The following is a 19691-nucleotide window of genomic DNA, read 5'->3' as shown; positions in this document are numbered from 1 at the left end:
GTCTTGAATTGATTGCTGCGCCTCAGGCGCAGTCACCTTCGATCTTGCCAATCAGGAGAAATTCCATCAGCGCCTTCTGCGCGTGCAGACGGTTTTCCGCCTCGTCCCACACCACCGACTGAGGGCCGTCGATCACTTCCGCGGACACTTCTTCACCCCGGTGAGCGGGCAGACAATGCATGAAGACGGCGCCGGGATTGGCAACCTTCATCATGTCCTCGTCCACTTGCCAATCGGCAAAGTCGCGCATCCGCTCTTCGTTTTCCGCTTCGAAACCCATGCTGGTCCATACATCGGTAGTCACCAGGTCTGCACCCCGGCAGGCTTCCATCGGATCATCGAAATGGGCGAAGTGTCCCGTACCGATCAGCCCTGCCCGCTCGGGCTCGACTTCGTAGCCCGGCGGCGTTGACACGCGCACCTGGAAATCCAGCACCTCGGCCGCTTGCAGCCAGGTGTTGCAGACGTTGTTGGAATCCCCCACCCACGCCACCGTCTTGCCCTGGATCGGGCCGCGGTGTTCGATGAAGGTGAAGATGTCCGCCAGGATCTGGCACGGGTGGTATTCGTTCGTCAGTCCGTTGATCACCGGCACGCGGGAATATTCGGCGAAACGCTCGATGATCGACTGCTCGAAGGTGCGGATCATCACGATGTCGCTCATCCGCGAGATCACCTGGGCGGCATCCTCGACGGGCTCACCGCGCCCAAGCTGCGAATCGCGGGTGTTGAGATAGATGGCCGATCCGCCGAGCTGCTGCATGCCTGCCTCGAAGGACAGGCGCGTGCGCGTGCTGGCTTTCTCGAAAATCATCACCAGCGTCCGGTCGAACAGCGGGTGATGAGGCTCGTACCGCTTGAACCTGTCCTTGATCCACCGCGTGCGGGAGAAAAGGTAGTCGTACTCGGCGCGAGAAAAATCTTTGAACTGTAAGTAGTGTCTCGGTGCGTTCATGGCACTCGTTCTTGGTTATGGTTCTGTCGGACCCGATGAGGCCGGGTCTGACATACCGCGCGCCACGCCCGGAACTCGAAAAGTCCCGTCGGCAAAAAGGCGAAACGGCAGCTCACGCCGCCGTTTTAGATCCCGTATTAGACGCATGATCCTAATTCAAAACGGGCTTCTTGTACAGTCATGGCCCGCGCGGCACGGGTGGAAGATGAAGCGCCGTCGGCGGCGATCCTTGCGGAGCATGCGGCAGCACGGCAGCTGCCACTGCAGTAATTCACAAATGTGGTTACATGACCGTGCCAACATCATGATCATTTGCTACCCTTCGCGGGCCCTGAAAATGGGGCTCGCGGGACGTATTTTGCGCGCTTGCCGTATCCGGCGGCAATGTATTCGGCCCTTAACCAAGTCGGCTCAAGATACCTCGCCAGCCTGGCAGATCGTTTCCGGCAAACAACCGCCCGCGCGCCGACAACATTATGTTCGCGCCGGCGTTTCCGGGAGCGGCTACCCTTGTCCAAACCTCAATCAACACGCCGGACGCTGCATCAGCTTTTTCCGATCGCTCGGCCCAACTCCTCCGAAGGCGCTGCACACCCATGATTCGCGGCTTTATTGATTTCGACAATCTCGACCGGACCCTGGTCTTCGATCGCCTCTCCCTGGATCAGGGCATCTCGCTGCCCGGGCTTAAGCTCGAACTGGGCGGCGCCGGTATCGGTGTGTTTGCCCGCAACCATCAGGCCCTGCTCGTCCTGGGCCAGCCCCGCATCCGTGATGCAGGCCTCGCCGGCCTCATCGAACGCGACGGCTGGGCCGCGTCGATCCCGCAGCTGTGCGACGCCCCCGATGAATTCCTCGGCAAGCTCGCAGGGCGTTTTGCCCTGCTCTGGCTGGATACGGCAAAGGGAAAGATCGGTTTTGCTTCCGACCGCTTCAACACTTACGGCTTCTGCTATGCAAGCGAAGGCCGCCGCCTGAGCTTTGCCGACAGGGCCAACGAAGTGCCAGCCCTTGAGCGGGAACTCGACTCGCAAAGCATTTTCGACTATCTCTACTTCCACACCATTCCGGCGCCCGGCACCATTTTCAAGGGTGTGTTCCGGCTGGAGCCGGGCGCGCGCCTGGTGGCCGACCGGGAGCGCACCCAGCTTGCGGCGTGGTGGCAGCCGCGCTTCGACGAGCCTTCCGACGCCGACTTCAAGACCAGCGCCGACTCGTTCAAGAACCTGATCAAGACAGCCATCGAGCGCGAGCTGGATGGCACCCCAGTGGGCGCCTTCCTCTCCGGCGGCACCGACAGCTCCACCGTCGTCGGCATGCTCAGCCGCAGCGGCAACCCCGTCACCGCCTATTCGATCGGCTTTGAAGCCGAAGGCTACGACGAGATGGAGTTCGCCCGGATCGCCGCCAAGCATTTCGGCGTCAAACACCAGCCCTATTACATTACGTCGGACGACCTCGTCGCCAACATTCCTGCAGTCGCCGCGTCCTATGACCAGCCTTTCGGCAACTCGTCGGTGCTTCCGGCCTACCTGTGCGCCAAGCTCGCCCACGACGACGGCTTTGAAAAAATGTTTGCCGGTGACGGCGGCGACGAACTGTTCGGCGGCAACACCCGCTACGCCAAGCAACGCGTGTTCGGTTACTACGAAAAGGTACCCGGCCTTATCAAGGGCGGCCTGCTTGAACCGGTCATCATGCAGACGCCGCTGGGCAAGCTGCCCCTGATGCGCAAGGCCGCCAGCTACATCGAGCAGGCCAACACCCCCCTGCCCGACCGAACCGCACAGTACAACCTGCTCTACCGCCTGGGCATTGAAAACATCTTCCCCGCCACGCTACTTGCGGGCGTGGATACCGAAGCCCCGATCCGTCTCCAGCGCCGCGTCTGGCAGGGTGTCAATGCCCACGCACTCGTCAACAAGATGCTCGGCTTCGACTGGCGCTTCACGCTGGCCGACAACGATCTTCCCAAAGTGATCGGCAGCGCCCGACTCGCCGGCATCAACGCCATCTTCCCGCTGATCGACGACGACCTCCTCGACTTCTCGCTCAAGCTGCCGCCGGAATACAAGCTCAAGGGCCTGCAACTGCGCTGGTTCTTCAAGGAAGCCCTGAAGGATTTCCTGCCGCCGGAAATCATCACCAAGAAGAAACAGGGCTTTGGCCTGCCCTTCGGGCACTGGGTATTGAAGAATCCGGCCCTCGAAAAGCTCGCACGCGCATCCGTCGACATTCTGGTCGAGCGCAACATTCTGCGAAGGGAGTTCGTTTCCGAGCTGTTCTCCACTCACCTGCCGGCCTTCCCGGGCTATTACGGCGAAATGGTGTGGATTTCGATGATGCTGGGGCAGTGGCTGTCCCAACACGCCCCATCCGTCAAGGCGTCATCCTGACAGGCAGGGTTGCCGCGAGCGCAGACGCCGCGGCAACCCTGCGTCGTGCATTTCAGGCCATCTGTTTCTTCAGCGCCGCAAGCTCAACCAGCGTTTCGGCAAGCGCCGACTCGGCTCGCTGGGCGCGAGCGGTTTCGGCAAGACGAACTTCCTCCACGGCGCGGGCCCGCGCCTCGGCCGCGGCAACTGCAGACTCCTTGCCGTGAGCGGCCTCGCTGGCTGTCTTCAACTGAACCTGCAGACGTTCGATGCGCCCTTCGGCGGCGGCCAACGAGGTCTCGATCTGGCGCGTACGCGACACCGCTTCGCGCAGCGCCGCACGTGCCTCCTCGGTCTGCTCGCGCTGGCGGGTTTCCCGCTCTTCCCGGTTGGCCAGTTGCTGGCGCATGGCGATGATGTCGGAGAGTTTCTCCTGGCGTGCCAGGTCGACCTGCTTCAGCAACATTTCGCGTTCCTGGGCACTGCGGTCCTGCTCCTCTTTCAAGGATGCGCTGTAGCGGTCGCGGTCGGTTTGCAGGAGCCGGGTCAGTCGCTCGGACTCCGCGGCAAATTTCTGCTCACGCACTTCGGCCGCTTCTTCAAGCTGTTTGAGCCGGTTCTCCAGGCCTTCCCGCTGACGCAGGAACTCCAGCGCCTGGCTGCGCAAGTCGGCAATGGTGCTGTCGCGGCTGAGCACAGCCTGTTCGAAGGACTTGACCTGCTGTGATGCAGCGCCCGCCTCCACCTCAAACTGCTGAATCCGATCCTGGGCCTGCCTGAGCTGGGCGCGAAAAGCTTCGCGCTCCTGTTCCAGATCCTGACGCTGGGTCGCAAATATTTGATCGGCGTGCTGCAGCGACAGGGACCACACCTTGCCCATGAAGACATCCGCAGCCGAAACCAGTTCGTCCGGCATGCCCGGAATGCTCCGCTGGCGGAAAAAGGCCTCGCCGGTTTCGCGACGCCACTGATCGATGTAGCGCTGAACGATCTCGCTCGAGCCCTTGTTGCCAAGCTCGGCGTAAACCAGGTTGAACGACGGATTCTCTCCCTGGGAGAGCAACTGGAAGCAAATCTGCTCGACCGCCTCGAAAGAAACACTACTGCTGCGCGCCATGATCCGGTCCCTTGTTACGCAATTGCAAAACACTGCAACATTTGGACATTAACATACGTATACGCCCGGAAAACGTAATATTCATGACGTTTTGTCGATTCCGAGGCCTTTCCGGAAATATGTCTTGAAAACAGAGCGCCTCACTTTTGCCCAACCCACGGGAGGCGCTGCTTTTGCGCTTCGTCGTGCCAGCGCTCTTCTTCTTCGTGGATATAGCGTTGGGTCGTGCGGGCATCGGTATGCCGCGCATCCTTCTGCACAAAGCGCTCGTCGATGCCGCTGTCGAGCTTGGCGGTGATGCCCGTGTGACGCCCCCAGTGGGCTGACGCCGCGCGCAGCTTTTCCTTCTTGTGCTCCGCGTCGGGCGGCAACAAATCAGCAGCCGCGCTGAAAATCTTCTTGAGAATCTGGTTCAGCCGGCGGGCGGTGATCGGACTGCCGTCCTTTACCGAAACAAGAATGGGCGTCGTGTCGTCACGTCGGGGCACCGCACTAAGGCCAAGGTATTTACGGTAGCGGATCAGCGCCTGCAGCATGTCGTCGGCCACCGGCACCTTTGCCTTCTTGCCGCCTTTGCCCACCACGTGCCACCACCACAGTCCGCGCTCTTCGCGAAAGCTGTTCATGCGGTGAGCCTCCAGTTCGCCGGCACGGGGCGCCAGCATGTAGAGCGTTGCAGCAAGGAAGCGCGCCCGCTCGTATTCGTCGCGCGCCCGTCCGGCATCACGCGGCATGGCCTCAATGGCCGAGGTCACGGCATTCCACATCTGCTGGTCGAGAAAACGCTCGATCTTGTCGATTTCATCAGTGCTGGCCACGGCGCGCAATGCCCCAGACGCCTCGGCAGACATCTTGCGGCGACGCTGACGGATCAACCCAAGAGGATTGCCGAGCAAGTAGCCCGCATCCACGAGATAGCGCATCAGTGAATTGATCGCCGCCATGGCGGTCAGTACGGCGCTCTCACTCAGCGGCCCCACAAAGGGGCGCCACCTCTCGGTTGCCCTCTCGGCTTTGGGGCCGCACCACAGTGCAGCCGGCTGGGGATCCGCAAGAAAGTTGAGATAGCCCTCGAAATCCTGGCGATTGAGACTGGAAAAGGGCTTGCCACAGTCGATCAAAGACCACAGCAGAAGGCGCTCGCACTCCCGCTGGTAAATGCGCAAGGTACCGGGTGAGCGGTCGTACTCGACGAGAAAACACCTGATCGCATCGACGTCGCAGACGGCGGTAATCTGCAGCCGGGCAGGATCAGCCCGGTTGTCACCGGCACGCCCATCGAGTTCCGGTGGAATCGTCAGCTCGTCAAGGGGACGCAGGGGAACAGGCATTGCAACACGGGATTGCGGAATGGCGGACGACGTTTTCATGGCGCTGAGTTTACCCCGGCAACTGCGGGCGACAGCAGGCGGACGCACGTTGCCCGACGAAGATCTTGCATACGGGCGAGTGCTGTATATAATTACAGTTATCGAGAACGCGATGACAGCATCGGCCACCGGCCAAGATCACGAGGCGTTCAGTCTTCTGCCCTGCCGGGCACCAACACCTTTGCGAAGGAGTCGATGATGGAAACCCTGATCTGCCGGATGCTGATGTTGAGTGGAGTACTTGTGGGCGTGCTGCTGGCCGGCGGCCAGGGTGAACAATCCCTGGTGCCGGCGCTACTGGCGCTGGTCGGCGCCGCCGTACTGCGCCGGGTGGCACCCTCGCTCCCGTGGCGCCTCAGTCATGGCAATGGCCGCTACGGATCCCGCCATCCGCGCTATTGATCACCGACGGGCAGCACGCACCTTGCGCTCGGCCTGGATCATTCCGGCGATGTCGGTGTTGCGGTATTTAACAGCCCAGCTTTCGGCGGTTTCTTTCTGATCGTTTGCCAGATCAAGGCTTGCACCGGCCTTGAGCAGGCGTGCCACCACCTCGTCATGTCCGTTACGCGCGGCAAACATCAGCGGAGTGCTCCTGTTGGGAGCCAGCGCATTGGGGTTTGCGCCCTTGTCGAGCAAGAGCCCGGCAATCGCCGCGCGGCCCTCGAAGGCAGCGTAGAGCAACGGGTTCCAGCCCTCATGGTCAAAGGCAGCGCCAGCCTTCAGCAGTTGATCGACGACTCCGGCATGACCCCGCAGGCTGGCCAGCATCAGGGCGCTGTCGCCAGCAGCGTTTCGGGCATCCAGCCTGATGCCGCGCTGCTTCACCAGTTCGGCCACCACCGCGGGCTGATCTTCCCGGGCAGCCAGAATCAGCAGCGTGTTGCCGCTCTGGTCGGTGGAGTTCGGATCCATGCCGCGAGCGACCAGCTGGGCCACTTCAGCGGAATCACCAAGCTTGGCTGCATTGAGCAGATCATCCAGCGAAGCGGCTGCCGCAGGCAGTGCCAGATGCAGGCTGACAAGGGCCACGGCGAGGGCACGCACAGAAACAGCAGGAAAGACGGAGCGAATGCGAGCGACAGGTTTCATGACGGTTTTGCGTCCTTGAAAAGCTGAAAGAAATTACGGGTGGTGATCTCGGCGATCGCCTCGAGGCTTTCGCCGCGGGCAGTCGCCACCGCCTCGGCTACGTGGCGAACATAGGCCGGCTGGTTGGTTTTTCCCCGAAAAGGCACGGGGGTGAGATAAGGCGCGTCCGTTTCCACAAGCAGGCGGTCGGCAGGCACAAAACGGGCCACATCTCGCAGGGATTCGGCGGTTTTGAAGCTGACGATACCCGAGAAAGAGATGTAGAAGCCCAGGTCAAGGGCCTGCTCGGCGACTTCTCGGGTTTCGGTGAAACAGTGCATCACGCCGCCCGGCTCCCCAGCCCCCTCCTCGCGCATCAGGCGCAGGGTGTCGGCGGCAGAGTCGCGGGTATGGATGATCAGCGGCTTGCTGCAACGGCGGGCAGCACGGATGTGGGTGCGAAAGCGCGCCCGCTGCCACTCCGGAGCATCCTTGTGCCAGTAGTAGTCGAGCCCAGTTTCGCCAATGGCCACAACCTTGGGGTGAGCCGCCAGCTCAAGCAGACGCGCTTCGTCGGGCTCTTCGCAGTCGGCGTTGTCCGGATGAACGCCCACTGACGCAAACAGGTTCGCGTGGCGCTCGGCAAGACCGATGATGCCGGACAATGTTTCGAGCTTCACACTCACGCACAGCGCGTGAGTGACGCCTTTGTCGGCCATGAGGGCCAGCACGGCGGCTTCGTTTTCGATCAGCTCTGGAAAATCCAGATGGCAGTGGGAGTCGACGAGCATTGCGGGCTTAAGGGGCAAGGAAAGACTTTTGACGTTCGGGCACAAGCCCCAGGTCGAGGATCAAAGGGTGTGGGTGGGACGGGATGAACCAAGGTGGCCAGCCAGAATCTGCTCGATACGGTTGCGCAATACCTGTCCGGCGTCGTCCCCGGCAAACTGGACCCCGATGCCCTGGGTTTTGTTCCCCTGGGCACCGGGCGGCGTAATCCACGCGATGGTGCCGGCTACCGGATGCTTGGTCGGGTCGTCCATGATCTGCAGCAGCATGAAAATCTCGTCACCCAGCTTGTAATCGCGGCTGGTCGGCAGAAAGATTCCGCCATTCTTGAGAAAGGGCATGTAGGCCGCGTAGAGCGCCGACTTGGAACTGATGTTGAGCGACAGGACACTGGGCCGTGCCTGTACGGGACGCTTGAGGGAATCGTTCATTTACGCATCGCCGGGGCGGCAGCCTGGAGACATCGGGCATACCGCAAAAGCATGTCCTCGAGAAAAAGCCGCGCGTTGAGCGGATGCTGGGAAACCCGGCGCGACTGGGTTATTTCATTGTAGCAGCCGAGTGCAGCGTCTACAGACAGGCGCGCGGAAAGCCCTTGCAGGATGCCATGTTGCCCGGGAAAGAAGCGCACCGGCCCACCAAGGCGAAGGCTCACCAGGTCGGATACCCAGCGCTGCAGCCAGACTACGAGGGTGGGCATGTCGAAACCGCTGGCCAGTGAGTCCTTGCTCTTCAGCCAGCTTTCCCACTCACTGGCAAGCCGCAATGGCGCCTTGCCAGGCAGGCTGGCGATGTCATCCACAAAACGTTTGCGGGCCGCCGCCCCGCCGCCTTCGGCAAGATCAGCCGCCGCGAGGGGCATGCCACCCGAAAAAGCCAGCAGCGCAGCGGCGTCGGGCACTTTGCGCTCGACCAGCCAACGGGCGGCGGCTTCAGCCGGCGGACGCGGGAATGCCCAGGTCTGGCAGCGGCTTCGGATCGTTGGAAGAAGGCGTTTTGGTGCCGATGAGATCAGCAAAAACAATACGTTGGTTGTTGGCTCTTCAAGTAATTTGAGAAGTGCGTTGGCGGTAAAGAGGTTCATCGCTTCGGCCGGATCCACAATGGCAACTCGTTGCCCGCCGCGATGTCCGCCGGTGGTCAGGGTTTGTTGCAGGTCGCGAATCTGCTCAATGACGATCTGCCGGCTGGCGGCCTTGCCGCCTTCGGGCTTATCACCTGCCGTGTCGTCACGATCCTCACGGTCGGCTTCCGGAATCACCCTGATCAGGTCTGGATGGTTGCCCGAAAGACGCCACACACAGTCTTCGCAAACCCCACAGGCGTAACCCTCGGGGCCTGGCTGACTGCACAGCACGCGGGCCGCCAGGGTTTCGGCGAAGACCCGCTTGCCGCCGCCTGCCGGGCCGGCTAGAAGCAGTGCGTGCGGCATGCGGCCGGCGCTGTCGATTACGCGCCTCCAGAGCCCGGTTTGCCATTCAAAAACCATTAAAAACAAACCTTTGAAATTATTTGTTCGAGCTGATTCCTGATTTCATCCGGAGTCTGGCTGGCATCGATGACCCTTACCCGGCCGGGGTCAACGGCAGCCCTGCGCAGATAGGCGGCGCGAACACGTTCGAAGAAATCGGTTTTTTCCCGCTCGAAACGGTCGGGCGCGTTGCCGGTTCCGGCGAGACGCCGGGCGGCGACGGCGGGGTCGAGATCGAAGATCAGCGTGAGATCGGGTTGCAGGTGGGGATGAACCCATTGCTCCAGTGCAGCGAAACGCGCTTCATCCAGCCCGCGACCGCCAACCTGATAGGCATAGGTGGCGTCGGTGAAACGGTCGGAAACCACCCATTTACCAACGGCGAGTGCCGGTTCGATCAGCGCGGCCAGATGCTCGCGACGGGCCGCGAACATCAGCATGGCCTCGGTTTCAAGGTGCATCGGTTCGTGAAGCAGCAGCTCGCGCAGTTTTTCGCCAAGGGGCGTGCCGCCCGGCTCGCGGGTTTGCACGACCTCGATGCCTTTGGACTCGATCAGGGCCACGGCGGCAGCGATCTGGCTGCTTTTGCCTGCGCCGTCGATGCCTTCAAAGGTGATGAAGCGGGATTTCACGGCTGGCGTTTCCGGATGTAGCGGGCAACTGCCCGGTTATGTTCGTCGAGGTTGCGCGAGAAGGCACTGGAGCCATCGCCGCGGGCAACAAAATAAAGGTAATCGGTGGCCGGCGGATTGAGCGCCGCGCGCAGTGCTGCGGTGCCGGGCATGGCGATGGGCGTTGGCGGCAGGCCGCGCCGGATGTAGGTGTTGTAAGGCGTGTCGGCGAGCAGGTCGCGCTTTTTGATGTCGCCGTCAAAGTCAGCCCCGAGGCCGTAGATCACGGTTGGGTCGGTTTGCAGCAGCATGCCGCTGCGCAGGCGATTGACGAACACCGAGGCGACCATCGGGCGGTCGGCGGCCTGGCCGGTTTCCTTTTCGACGATCGAAGCCATGATCAGCGCCTCGTAGGGATCCCGGTAGGGCAGTCCTCCGGCGCGGCGGGCCCACTCCCGGGCGAGTACGTTCTGCTGGTTATGGTAGGCGCGGCGCAGCACATCGAGATCGCTGGAGCGTCTTGCAAAAAGATAGGTATCGGGGAAGAACAGCCCCTCCGGGTGGGAGGCATCGACGCCGAGGCGCTGGAGAATTTCGATGTCGGAAAGGTCGACGGTGTCGTGGCGCAAATCAGGATGGCGATCCAGCGCGGCGCGAAACTGGCGGAAGTTCCAGCCTTCGATCAGGGCCAGTTCGGCCTGGGTGACATCGCCGCGGGTGAGCTTGGCGAGCAGCGCCAGCGGCGTGAGGCCTGCCTCCACCTCATAGCTGCCGGCCTTGATCCAGTTGGCCTTGCGGGTCACGCGGGCCAGCATGACCAGCGCAAAGGGCTCTACATCGATACCGGCGTCCGCCACCTGGCGGGCCACCTGTTTCATCGTCGAGCCGGGCTCGATGGTGAAGTCGAGCGGACTCTCCCGGAGGGCAATCGGCTGCCAGGCAAACCACGCCAGTGCACCGGCAAGACAGGCGATGCCAAGGAGGGCCAGGATGAAAAAACGGGAAAACAGGCGCTTCATCAGGGAACTTGGCGCGTCCGGAACGAACGAATGGGGTGAAAGAAGACGGGTAAATCTGCCGCTACAATGCGGCGCTGGCCAGATGGGTCGATCACCCGTCGGCGAGCCGGCAAGGCTGCGGCAGCACAGCCCCTTATAATAACGCAAACCGCTTTTGGACTCGTTTTTGCGACAGGACTCCGACCACAGATGAATGCAACCTGGCAATCCCTTCTCGCCGACCAAGGCGCACTTTTTACGGATGGCGCTTCGGTGAAGTTCCATGATGACGCGCGGCAGGATGTCGTCCGCGCCGCAGAGGGCACCGTGGTGGTGCCGCTTGTGCACCTCGGCGCGATCCGCGCCACCGGCGAGGATGCCGGCGCGCTCCTGCACAACCTGTTTTCCAATGACGTGAAGAAGCTCGGCCCCAACGAGGCCCAGCTCACCAGCTTCAACAGCCCCAAGGGCCGCATGCTGGCCAGCATCCTGCTGTGGCGCGAAGGCGCCGACTACCTGCTCACGCTGTCGGCCGACGTGCACCTGGCGATGCTCAAGAAACTCTCCATGTACATCCTGCGCTCCAAGGCCAGGCTGATGGACGACAGCGCCGACAGCGTGCTGATCGGCCTTGCCGGCCCGCAGGCAGGCGCAGCGCTCGAAGCCGCCGGCCTCCACATTCCGGGCGCCGAGCGGGCAACGGCAGGTGGCGTCGCGACTGTCGTGCGCCTTGATGGCGCCCGTTTCATCGTGTCGGCCCCGCTTTCCGAAGCCGCCACACTGTGGGAAAAATTCGTCGCCGCCGGCGCGCTTCCGGCCGGCACCAGCGCCTGGCAGTGGCTGGACATCACGGCGGGCCTGCCGGGCGTCACATTGCCGGTGCAGGAGGAGTTCGTCGCCCAGATGCTCAACTTCGATCTCATCGGCGGCGTCAGCTTCAACAAGGGCTGCTACCCGGGCCAGGAAATCGTTGCCCGCACCCATTACCTGGGCAAGCTCAAGAAGCGCATGTACCGGGTTCATGTGGATGTGGACACCCCGCCTGCCGTCGGCTCCGACGTGTTCGCCCCCGATTTCGGCGAACAGTCGGCCGGCAAGGTGGTGAGTGTCGCGCCGGCACCCGAAAGCGGTTTTGACGCCCTCGTCGTGCTGCAAACCTCCAGCGCCGACGCTGGCCAGGCCCACCTCGGCTCGCCCGCCGGCCCGGCCCTCGGCTTCCTGCCCTTGCCCTACGCGCTCGGCTGAGGTTGCGGCGTGGCACTGTCCCACTACTACATCTACTACCCCGTGCGGATCGGCCTCGAGGCCGATCTGGCCCGGACGCTGCATAACCTGCAGGCCGACGTAGGCGAGCAAACCGGCATCACCGGGCGCTTCCTGCGCAAGGCGGACGATCCGTGGACGTGGATGGAAATCTACGAGAACGTCACCGATGTGCCCGCCTTCGATGCGGCGCTGGAGCAGGCGATCGCCAGGCACGGCGTCCTGCGCTTCATCGACGAAGGTGGCAGCCGCCACACCGAACGTTTCGTCGCATGTGCCTGATTCTCGTCGCCTGGCGGGTGCATCCGGACTACCCGCTGGTGGTGGCCGCCAACCGGGACGAGTTCTTCGCCCGGCCGGCGGCCGAAGCCGCCTGGTGGAAGGATGCAAAAAACGTTTTTGCCGGTCGTGACCTCGAAGCCGGCGGCACCTGGCTCGGCCTCGCCCGCGATGGCCGCTTCGCCGGGCTGACCAACTTTCGCGATCCCCCGCGCAACCGCAACGATGCGCCGTCACGGGGGGCGCTGGTGGCGGATTTTCTCACCGGCGGCGAAAGCACCGCCGCGGCCCTCGCGCGGCTGCAAACGCAAGGCCCGCGCTACAACGCCTTCAACCTGTTTGTTTCGGATGGCAACAGCCTCGGCATCTACGAAAGCGCCAGCGGCAGCGCGCGCATCCTCGAGCCCGGCATCTACGCCCTCTCCAATCATCTGCTCGACACGCCCTGGCCCAAGGTCACGGCCGGCAAATCCCGCCTTGCCCGCGCGCTGCGGGCCCTGCCCGACGACACCCCACTGCGCGAACTCCTGCGCGACGACCGCCCCGCTCCCGACGCAGCGCTGCCTCGCACCGGCGTCAGCCTTGCCTGGGAACGCATGCTCTCCAGCGCCTTCATCCGCGCCCCCGGCTACGGCACCCGCTGCTCCACGGTCATCACCCGCGACCGCCACGGCTGGATGCACGTCACCGAATCCACCTGGAACGATGTCGGCCTTGAATCCGGCCGCGTCGTCGAACGCTTTCAAGTAGACCGGGCCTGATCCCCCGGCGCCTTATAATCCGCCCCTTGTTTCTCCTGCAGCACGCGCCCGCATGACCGCCTCCAGCCCGCTTCGCTCCCAGTTGTCAGCCCTCCTCCCGTCCCTCGACGTCTTCAGCCAGGCCAAGCCCGGCCAGCGCCTTGACCTGCCGGCCTTCGCCGGATCGAGTGACGCCCTGGCCATTGCGCGGCTGGCCGGCGGCGGACGCATGCTGGTCGTCATCACCGCCAACCCGCTCGATGCCCAGCGCCTGTCGGACGAAATCGCCTGGCTGGCACCGGGCCTCTCCACCCACCTGCTGCCCGACTGGGAAACCCTGCCCTACGACAGCTTCTCCCCGCATCAGGACCTGATCTCCGAGCGCCTCTCCACGCTCTACGCAATCACCCGCGGCGAAGCCGACATCGCCCTCGTGCCGGCCTCAACGGCGCTCTACCGCCTGGCCCCGCCGTCCTTCCTGGCCGCCTACACCTTCTTTCTCAAGCAAGGCAGCAAGCTCGATGTGGACGGCCTGCGCATGCAGATGACCGTGGCCGGCTACGCCCACGTCACCCAGGTCATGACGCCCGGCGAATACAGCGTGCGCGGCGGGCTGGTCGATCTCTTCCCGATGGGCGCCGCGCTGCCCTACCGCATCGATCTCTTCGACAACGAAGTCGAGAGCATCAAGACATTCGACCCCGACACTCAGCGCACCGTGTTCCCGGTAAAGGAGGTACGCCTCCTGCCGGCCCGCGAATTTCCGATGGACGAGCCTGGCCGCACGCGCTTTCGCGGCCGCTTCCGCGAAAAATTCGAAGGCGATCCATCGCGCTGCATGGTGTACAAAGACGTCTCCAACGGCATCGCCCCGGCCGGCATCGAGTACTACCTGCCGCTGTTCTTCGAAGAAACCGCCACCCTCTTCGACTACCTGCCCGAAAGCGCCGCCATCTTCTTGCACCGCGATGTGCCCGGCGCCATCGAAGCCTTCGGCAAGGATGCCCGCAGCCGTCACAAGCTGCTCGGCGGTGACAAGACCCGCCCGATCATGGCGCCGGACGAACTCTTTTTGTCCGAAGAAGCCTTTTTCATCGCCCTGAAGGACCGCGCCCGCCTGGCCCTGCCCGCAGGCGGCAGCGAAGGCCCGGCCGTGGCGCTCCCCGACATCTCCGTCGAGCGCAAGGCCAGTGATCCGCTGCACCGCTTCAAGGCCTTCTGCAGCGGCTTCCCAGGCCGCGTGCTGGTGCTGGCCGAATCCGCCGGCCGCCAGCAAACCATCGCCGAATACTTCGCCGAATACGCCCTCAAGCCCGCCGCCAACGCCAATTTCGAAAGCTTTGTCGCCGGCGACGCACGCCTCGCCCTGGGCACCGGGCCGCTTGGCGCCGGCTTCGTGCTTGCCGAAGCCGGCATCGCCATCGTCACCGAATCCGAGCTCTACGCCGCCACAGCCCGCACCCGAACGCGCCGCGACAGCCGCAAGGCGGCGACGATGGAAGGCTGGCTGCGCGACCTTTCCGAACTCAAGCCCAACGACCCGGTGGTGCACTCCAGCCACGGCATCGGCCGTTACATCGGCCTCGTGCACATGGACCTGGGCGAAGGCGACACCGAATTCCTGCACCTCGAATACGCCAACGACGACAAGCTCTACGTGCCGGTGTCCCAGCTCCACGTGATCACCCGTTACGCCGGCGCCGACCCGGAGGCCGTTCACCTGCACACCCTCGGCTCCGGCCAGTGGGAAAAGGCCAAGAAAAAGGCCGCCCAGCAGGTGCGCGACACCGCCGCCGAACTGCTGGCCCTGTACGCCACCCGTGCCGCGCGCAAGGGTCACGCCTTCGACTTCAAGCAACACGACCTGGAAGCGTTCTCCGACGGCTTCGGCTTCGAGGAAACACCCGACCAGATGGCTGCCATCGAGGCCGTGGTGGCCGACATGAAGTCCGGCCGGCCGATGGACCGCCTGGTGTGCGGCGACGTGGGCTTCGGCAAGACCGAAGTGGCCCTGCGCGCCGCCTTCATCGCGGTGGCCGACGGCAAACAGGTGGTTGTGCTGTGCCCCACCACGCTCCTGGCCGAACAGCACTACCAGACCTTTGCCGACCGCTTTGCCGACTGGCCGATCAAGGTCGCCGAACTCTCCCGCTTCAAGAACGCCAAGGAGCAGGCCGACGCCATCCAGCAACTGGGCGAAGGCAAGGTGGACATCCTCATCGGCACCCACCGCCTGCTGCAAAAAGACGTCACCTTCAAGCGCCTCGGCCTCGTGATCATCGACGAGGAACACCGTTTCGGCGTCCGCCAGAAGGAAGCCCTCAAGGCGCTGAGGAGCGAAGTGGACATCCTCACCCTCACCGCCACGCCCATCCCGCGCACCCTCGGCCTGGCGCTGGAAGGCCTGCGCGAGTTTTCGGTGATCGCCACCGCACCGCAAAAACGCCTCGCCATCAAGACCTTCGTGCAGCGCTTCAGCAAGGGCATCATCCGCGAGGCGGTGATCCGCGAGTTCAAGCGCGGCGGGCAGGTGTACTTCCTGCACAACGAAGTCGACACCATCGAAAACATGCGGGAATCGCTGGAAGAGCTGCTGCCCGAAGCGCGCATCGTCATCGGCCACGGCCAGTTGCCCGAGCGTGAGCTGGAGCGCGTGATGCGCGACTTCACCACGCAGAAGGCCAACCTGCTGCTGTGCACCACAATCATTGAGACCGGCATCAACATCCAGACCGCCAACACCATCCTGATCAACCGGGCCGACCGCTTCGGCCTTGCCCAGCTCCACCAGCTGCGCGGCCGCGTCGGGCGCTCGCACCACCAGGCCTACGCCTACCTGCTCACCGACGCCAACGCCAAGCCCACCGCCCAGGCCCAGAAACGCCTCGAAGCGATCACCATGATGGAAGAGCTGGGCTCCGGCTTTTACCTGGCGATGCAGGATCTGGAGATTCGCGGCGCCGGCGAAGTGCTCGGCGAAAATCAATCCGGCGAAATCCAGCAGGTCGGCGTCAGCCTCTACACCGAAATGCTCAAGCGCGCCGTGCGCGACCTGCAGCAGGGCAAGGAGCCCGACCTCAGCCAGCCGCTGGAAGTCGTGTCGGAAATCAACCTCCACGCCCCCGCACTGCTGCCCAACGACTACTGCAGCGACGTGCAGGAACGCCTCACCCTCTACAAGCGCCTTGCCAACTGCGAAAGCGAAGACGAGCTGCGCGACATTCAGGAAGAACTCATCGACCGCTTCGGCGAAATGCCGGCGCAAACCAGGACGCTGCTCGAAACCCACCGCCTGCGCATGCTGGTCAAGCCCTACGGCGTCGCCAAGATGGACGCCTCCGAAAGCCAGATCAGCGTCCAGTTCGGCCCCAACGCCAGCATCGACCCGGTAAAGGTCATCATGCTGATCCAGAAGGACCGGAACACGAAGATGTCCGGCCCGGACAAGCTGGTGCGCAAGATCGCCACCCCGGATCTGAAGATGCGCGTGTCAGCGGTGAAAGACTTGCTCGAAGCCGTGAAGGCTTGAAGCGCCGAAGCGCATGAAGCCATGCGCTCAAAAAGCTGGCGGCGGATTGCGCTAAACCTTTCCGCCAGCCCGGGCGAGGCCGCGTTTGGCGAGGACCGCCCGCGCCACCTTCGAGGCGGGGGCGCGGCCCAGGCGTTCGCTGATCCAGCCCGCGGTGTCCACCAGCGCATCCAGATCGATGCCAGTTTCGATGCCGAGGCCGTCGAGCATGTATACCACGTCCTCGGTTGCCACGTTGCCCGAGGCGCCCGCCGCGTAGGGGCAGCCACCAAGGCCCGCCACCGCAGTATCGAACACCGCCACGCCGGCCTCCAGCGAGGCGTAGATGTTGACCATGGCCTGGCCGTAGGTGTCGTGGTAATGCCCGGCAAGCTTGTCGATGGGTACCCGGCGGGCCACCGTATCGAGCATGCGCCGGGTTTTGCCGGGCGTGCCGGTGCCGATGGTGTCGCCCAGACTCACCTCGAAACAGCCCATTTCAAACAGCGTGGCGGCCACGCCGGCCACCGCGTCGGGGGCAATTTCGCCCTCGTAGGGGCAGCCGAGCACGCACGACACATAGCCGCGCACCCGCACGCCGGCGGCTTTGGCGGCCAGCATCACCGGCTCGAAGCGGGTCAGCGATTCGGCAATGCTGCAGTTGATGTTCTTGCGGCTGAAGGACTCGGAGGCCGCACCAAACACCGCCACTTCGGTGGCCCCCGCCGCCAGCGCGGCCTCGAAGCCCTGCAGGTTGGGCGTGAGCACCGGGTAAGCCACGCCCGGCAGGCGCAGGATGCGGGCCATCACCTCGGCGTTGTCGCCCATCTGCGGCACCCAGCGGGGCGACACGAAGGACGTGGCCTCGATGGCCTTGAGCCCGGCCGCGCCAAGGCGCGCAATCAGCTCGACCTTGGTTTCGGTGTCGACAAGCTGCTTCTCGTTCTGCAGGCCGTCGCGGGGGCCCATCTCGACAATGCGGACCTGCTTCGGCATGTGCGCAACCGGATTCATCGCTAAAACCTCCTTCATGCGCTTGCGACATCCCGGAGCCCGAGCGATTGCTTCATCTGCTCGCGGATCTGGAACTTCTGGATCTTGCCGGTCACCGTCATCGGAAAACTCTCCACGAAGCGGATATAGCGCGGAATCTTGTAGTGGGCGATCTGCCCCTGGCAGAAGTCGCGCACCTCGCCCTCGGTGAGGCGTGCGCCCTCACGCAGGATGATCCACGCACACAGCTCCTCGCCGTATTTCTCGTCGGGAATGCCGACCACCTGCACATCCAGCACCTTGGGATGGCGGTACAGAAACTCCTCGATTTCCCGCGGGTAAATGTTCTCGCCGCCGCGAATCACCATGTCCTTGATTCGCCCGACGATGTTGCAGAAGCCTTCATCGTCAAGGGTCGCCAGATCACCGGTGTGCATCCAGCCGCCGCGGCCGATCGCTTCGGCCGTTTTGGCTTCGTCGCCCCAGTAGCCGAGCATCACCGAATAGCCGCGGGTGCATAGTTCGCCCGCCATGCCGCGGGGCACGATGCGGCCTTCGTTGTCGATGATCTTCACTTCGCAGTGAGGCTGCACCCGGCCCACGGTGGACACGCGCCGCTCGATGGAGTCGTCGGTGCCGCTCTGGAAGCTGACCGGCGAAGTTTCCGTCATGCCGTAGGCGATGGTCACCTCGCGCATGTTCATCTTGTCGATGACGCGCTTCATCACCTCGGTCGGACACGGGCTGCCGGCCATGATGCCGGTGCGCAGGCTGGAGAGATCAAAGCCGGCAAAATCCGGGTGGTCGAGCATCGCGATGAACATCGTCGGCACGCCGTAAGTGGCGGTGCACTTTTCGGTGGCAATGGTTTGCAGCACGGCCAGCGGCTCGAAGGCCTCGGCCGGATAAACCATTGTCGCGCCGTGGGTCAGGCAGCCCAGGTTGCCCATCACCATGCCAAAGCAGTGATACAGCGGCACCGGAATGCACACCCGGTCGCCCTCCCGCAGGCGAATCGCCTCGCCCACAAAAAACCCGTTGTTGAGGATGTTGTGGTGCGACAGCGTGGCGCCCTTGGGGCTGCCGGTGGTGCCGGACGTAAACTGGATATTGATCGGGTCGTCGAACTGCAGGCGCTCGCCCAGGAGTTCAAGCTCGCCGAGTTCATCCCGGTTGGGCGACACGAAAAGGTCGTCGAAATTGAGCATTCCCGGCGTGTGCCCGGTGCCCATTCGCACAACGATTTCGAGGCTGGGCAAGCGATGGGCGCGCAGGAGGCCCGCTTCGCAGTGGGCCAGCTCCGGCGCCAGATCGGCCAGCATGGCCAGGTAATCGCTGCTCTTGAATGAGGGCGACACGATCAGCGCACGGCAGCCAACCTTGTTCAGCGCATATTCCAGTTCGCTGCGCCGGTAGGCCGGGTTGATGTTCACCAGCACGAGACCCGCCTTGGCGGTGGCGAACTGGGTCAGCGCCCATTCCAGGTTGTTCTGTGACCAGATGCCGATCCGCTCTCCGGGCTCGAGCCCCAGCCGGCGCAGCCCGCAGGCCAGCGCATCCACCTTCAGCTTCAGTTCGGCATAGCTCAGTCGCACGTTCTGGTGGCGCACCACCAGCGCTTCGTGGCCGGCATGGCGCGCGCAGGCTTCATCGAAAAAACGGCCGATGGTCTGGCCGATCAGGGGTTTGTCCGATGCACCGTGGACGTAACTCAGCGGCTTGTTCATGTGTCTCCTCACACTTGTCTTGACGCTATGGTCCGGCCCCGTCTGCGCGGGTTGCCGGAGGAAATTGCTGGATGCGACGCGTTGGGGCTGTTGTCGGGGCTGTTGTAGCTGCGGTAGGTCGGGTTAGCGCAGCGTAACCCGACATCAGACGTGGCCATTGATGTTCATGTTGGTGTCGGGTTACGCCCTGCGGGCTAACCCGACCTTGTATTATTTTCCTCATGCACCAGCACCCGATCGCCATCGACCTTGCCTGGCGGTCGGGTGTGCATAGTCGGGGGGCACCCCGACTGAGTGGCTGGATGCCGTACCCGCCCTTGGGCCGCGCGCCCGCATGGTAGATCTTGCAGCGGCCACTCACCCTCACTTAAGAGATCGAACAGTATCTTTGGCCCGGCCAAGCCGAGAGCCCGCATTCACAAGG

Annotated in this window: 17 protein-coding genes; 6 read left to right on the top strand and 11 right to left on the bottom strand. The window is 63.5% G+C overall.

The window, feature by feature from the left end:
- Nucleotides 1–22 precede the first annotated feature (22 nt).
- Nucleotides 23–955 (bottom strand): ornithine carbamoyltransferase, encoded by a 933-nt coding sequence (gene argF, locus Q1W26_RS04585; RefSeq protein WP_300436481.1) that lies wholly within the window; start codon nucleotides 953–955, stop codon nucleotides 23–25.
- Between the two features lie 596 nt (nucleotides 956–1551).
- Here argF and Q1W26_RS04580 point away from each other — a divergent pair.
- Nucleotides 1552–3351, top strand: a complete 1800-nt coding sequence (locus Q1W26_RS04580; protein WP_300436478.1) for an asparagine synthase C-terminal domain-containing protein — start codon at nucleotides 1552–1554, stop codon at nucleotides 3349–3351.
- A 52-nt stretch (nucleotides 3352–3403) separates the two neighbouring features.
- Here Q1W26_RS04580 and Q1W26_RS04575 read toward each other — a convergent pair whose 3' ends face one another.
- Complete coding sequence (locus Q1W26_RS04575; RefSeq protein ID WP_300436475.1) at nucleotides 3404–4447, bottom strand: DNA-binding protein; 1044 nt, start codon at nucleotides 4445–4447, stop codon at nucleotides 3404–3406.
- A gap of 140 nt (nucleotides 4448–4587) precedes the next feature.
- Nucleotides 4588–5946 (bottom strand): site-specific integrase, encoded by a 1359-nt coding sequence (locus Q1W26_RS04570; RefSeq protein WP_300436473.1) that lies wholly within the window; start codon nucleotides 5944–5946, stop codon nucleotides 4588–4590.
- A gap of 69 nt (nucleotides 5947–6015) precedes the next feature.
- On the opposite strand from Q1W26_RS04570, the gene Q1W26_RS04565 reads away from it, so the two are divergent.
- Entirely contained in the window at nucleotides 6016–6219 is a 204-nt protein-coding gene (locus Q1W26_RS04565) for a hypothetical protein (RefSeq protein WP_300436472.1), read from the top strand.
- On the opposite strand, the gene Q1W26_RS04560 is transcribed toward Q1W26_RS04565, so the two are convergent.
- From Q1W26_RS04560 to mltG, 6 genes are read right to left on the bottom strand one after another with little or no spacing between them, the layout of a single operon-like run.
- Nucleotides 6220–6909 (bottom strand): ankyrin repeat domain-containing protein, encoded by a 690-nt coding sequence (locus tag Q1W26_RS04560; protein WP_300436470.1) that lies wholly within the window; start codon nucleotides 6907–6909, stop codon nucleotides 6220–6222.
- A complete protein-coding gene (locus Q1W26_RS04555; RefSeq protein WP_300436573.1) occupies nucleotides 6906–7679 on the bottom strand; it encodes a TatD family hydrolase in 774 nt (257 codons plus the stop codon). Before Q1W26_RS04555 ends, Q1W26_RS04560 begins: the two co-directional genes overlap by 4 nt.
- Before the next feature lie 60 nt (nucleotides 7680–7739).
- Nucleotides 7740–8108: a PilZ domain-containing protein gene (locus tag Q1W26_RS04550; RefSeq protein WP_300436468.1), complete on the bottom strand. Its 369-nt coding sequence runs from the start codon at nucleotides 8106–8108 to the stop codon at nucleotides 7740–7742.
- Nucleotides 8105–9166, bottom strand: coding sequence for a DNA polymerase III subunit delta' (holB, locus tag Q1W26_RS04545; protein WP_300436572.1), 1062 nt, complete (start codon nucleotides 9164–9166; stop codon nucleotides 8105–8107). Before holB ends, Q1W26_RS04550 begins: the two co-directional genes overlap by 4 nt.
- The gene (tmk, locus tag Q1W26_RS04540; RefSeq protein ID WP_300436465.1) at nucleotides 9166–9780 is read right to left on the bottom strand and encodes a dTMP kinase; all 615 of its coding nucleotides are present in this window, start codon (nucleotides 9778–9780) and stop codon (nucleotides 9166–9168) included. The genes holB and tmk overlap by 1 nt, the downstream gene beginning before the upstream one ends.
- A complete protein-coding gene (gene mltG, locus Q1W26_RS04535; RefSeq protein WP_300436463.1) occupies nucleotides 9777–10778 on the bottom strand; it encodes an endolytic transglycosylase MltG in 1002 nt (333 codons plus the stop codon). The genes tmk and mltG overlap by 4 nt, the downstream gene beginning before the upstream one ends.
- Nucleotides 10779–10967: 189 nt before the next feature.
- On the opposite strand from mltG, the gene Q1W26_RS04530 reads away from it, so the two are divergent.
- Genes Q1W26_RS04530 through mfd form a run of 4 tightly spaced genes read left to right on the top strand, consistent with a single transcriptional unit; the run spans nucleotide 10968 to nucleotide 16568 of the window.
- Nucleotides 10968–12002 carry a folate-binding protein gene (locus Q1W26_RS04530; RefSeq protein ID WP_300436460.1) on the top strand — a complete coding sequence of 345 codons (1035 nt, stop codon included), beginning with the start codon at nucleotides 10968–10970 and terminating at the stop codon, nucleotides 12000–12002.
- Between the two features lie 9 nt (nucleotides 12003–12011).
- Nucleotides 12012–12302: a DUF4936 family protein gene (locus Q1W26_RS04525; protein ID WP_300436457.1), complete on the top strand. Its 291-nt coding sequence runs from the start codon at nucleotides 12012–12014 to the stop codon at nucleotides 12300–12302.
- Entirely contained in the window at nucleotides 12293–13060 is a 768-nt protein-coding gene (locus Q1W26_RS04520) for an NRDE family protein (protein WP_300436454.1), read from the top strand. Before Q1W26_RS04525 ends, Q1W26_RS04520 begins: the two co-directional genes overlap by 10 nt.
- 52 nt (nucleotides 13061–13112) lie before the next feature.
- A complete protein-coding gene (gene mfd, locus Q1W26_RS04515) occupies nucleotides 13113–16568 on the top strand; it encodes a transcription-repair coupling factor (protein ID WP_300436452.1) in 3456 nt (1151 codons plus the stop codon).
- A 51-nt stretch (nucleotides 16569–16619) separates the two neighbouring features.
- On the opposite strand, the gene Q1W26_RS04510 is transcribed toward mfd, so the two are convergent.
- Both Q1W26_RS04510 and Q1W26_RS04505 read right to left on the bottom strand, forming a co-directional pair.
- A complete protein-coding gene (locus tag Q1W26_RS04510) occupies nucleotides 16620–17543 on the bottom strand; it encodes a hydroxymethylglutaryl-CoA lyase (protein ID WP_300436449.1) in 924 nt (307 codons plus the stop codon).
- Between the two features lie 32 nt (nucleotides 17544–17575).
- Nucleotides 17576–19267 carry an AMP-binding protein gene (locus tag Q1W26_RS04505; RefSeq protein ID WP_300436447.1) on the bottom strand — a complete coding sequence of 564 codons (1692 nt, stop codon included), beginning with the start codon at nucleotides 19265–19267 and terminating at the stop codon, nucleotides 17576–17578.
- Between the last annotated feature and the right edge of the window lie 424 nt (nucleotides 19268–19691).

The sequence above is a fragment of the Zoogloea sp. genome (assembly GCF_030157465.1).
Classification (GTDB): Bacteria; Pseudomonadota; Gammaproteobacteria; order Burkholderiales; family Rhodocyclaceae; genus Zoogloea.
Note: the sequence above shows the minus strand (reverse complement) of the source record. Positions and strands in the feature narration are given on the sequence as shown.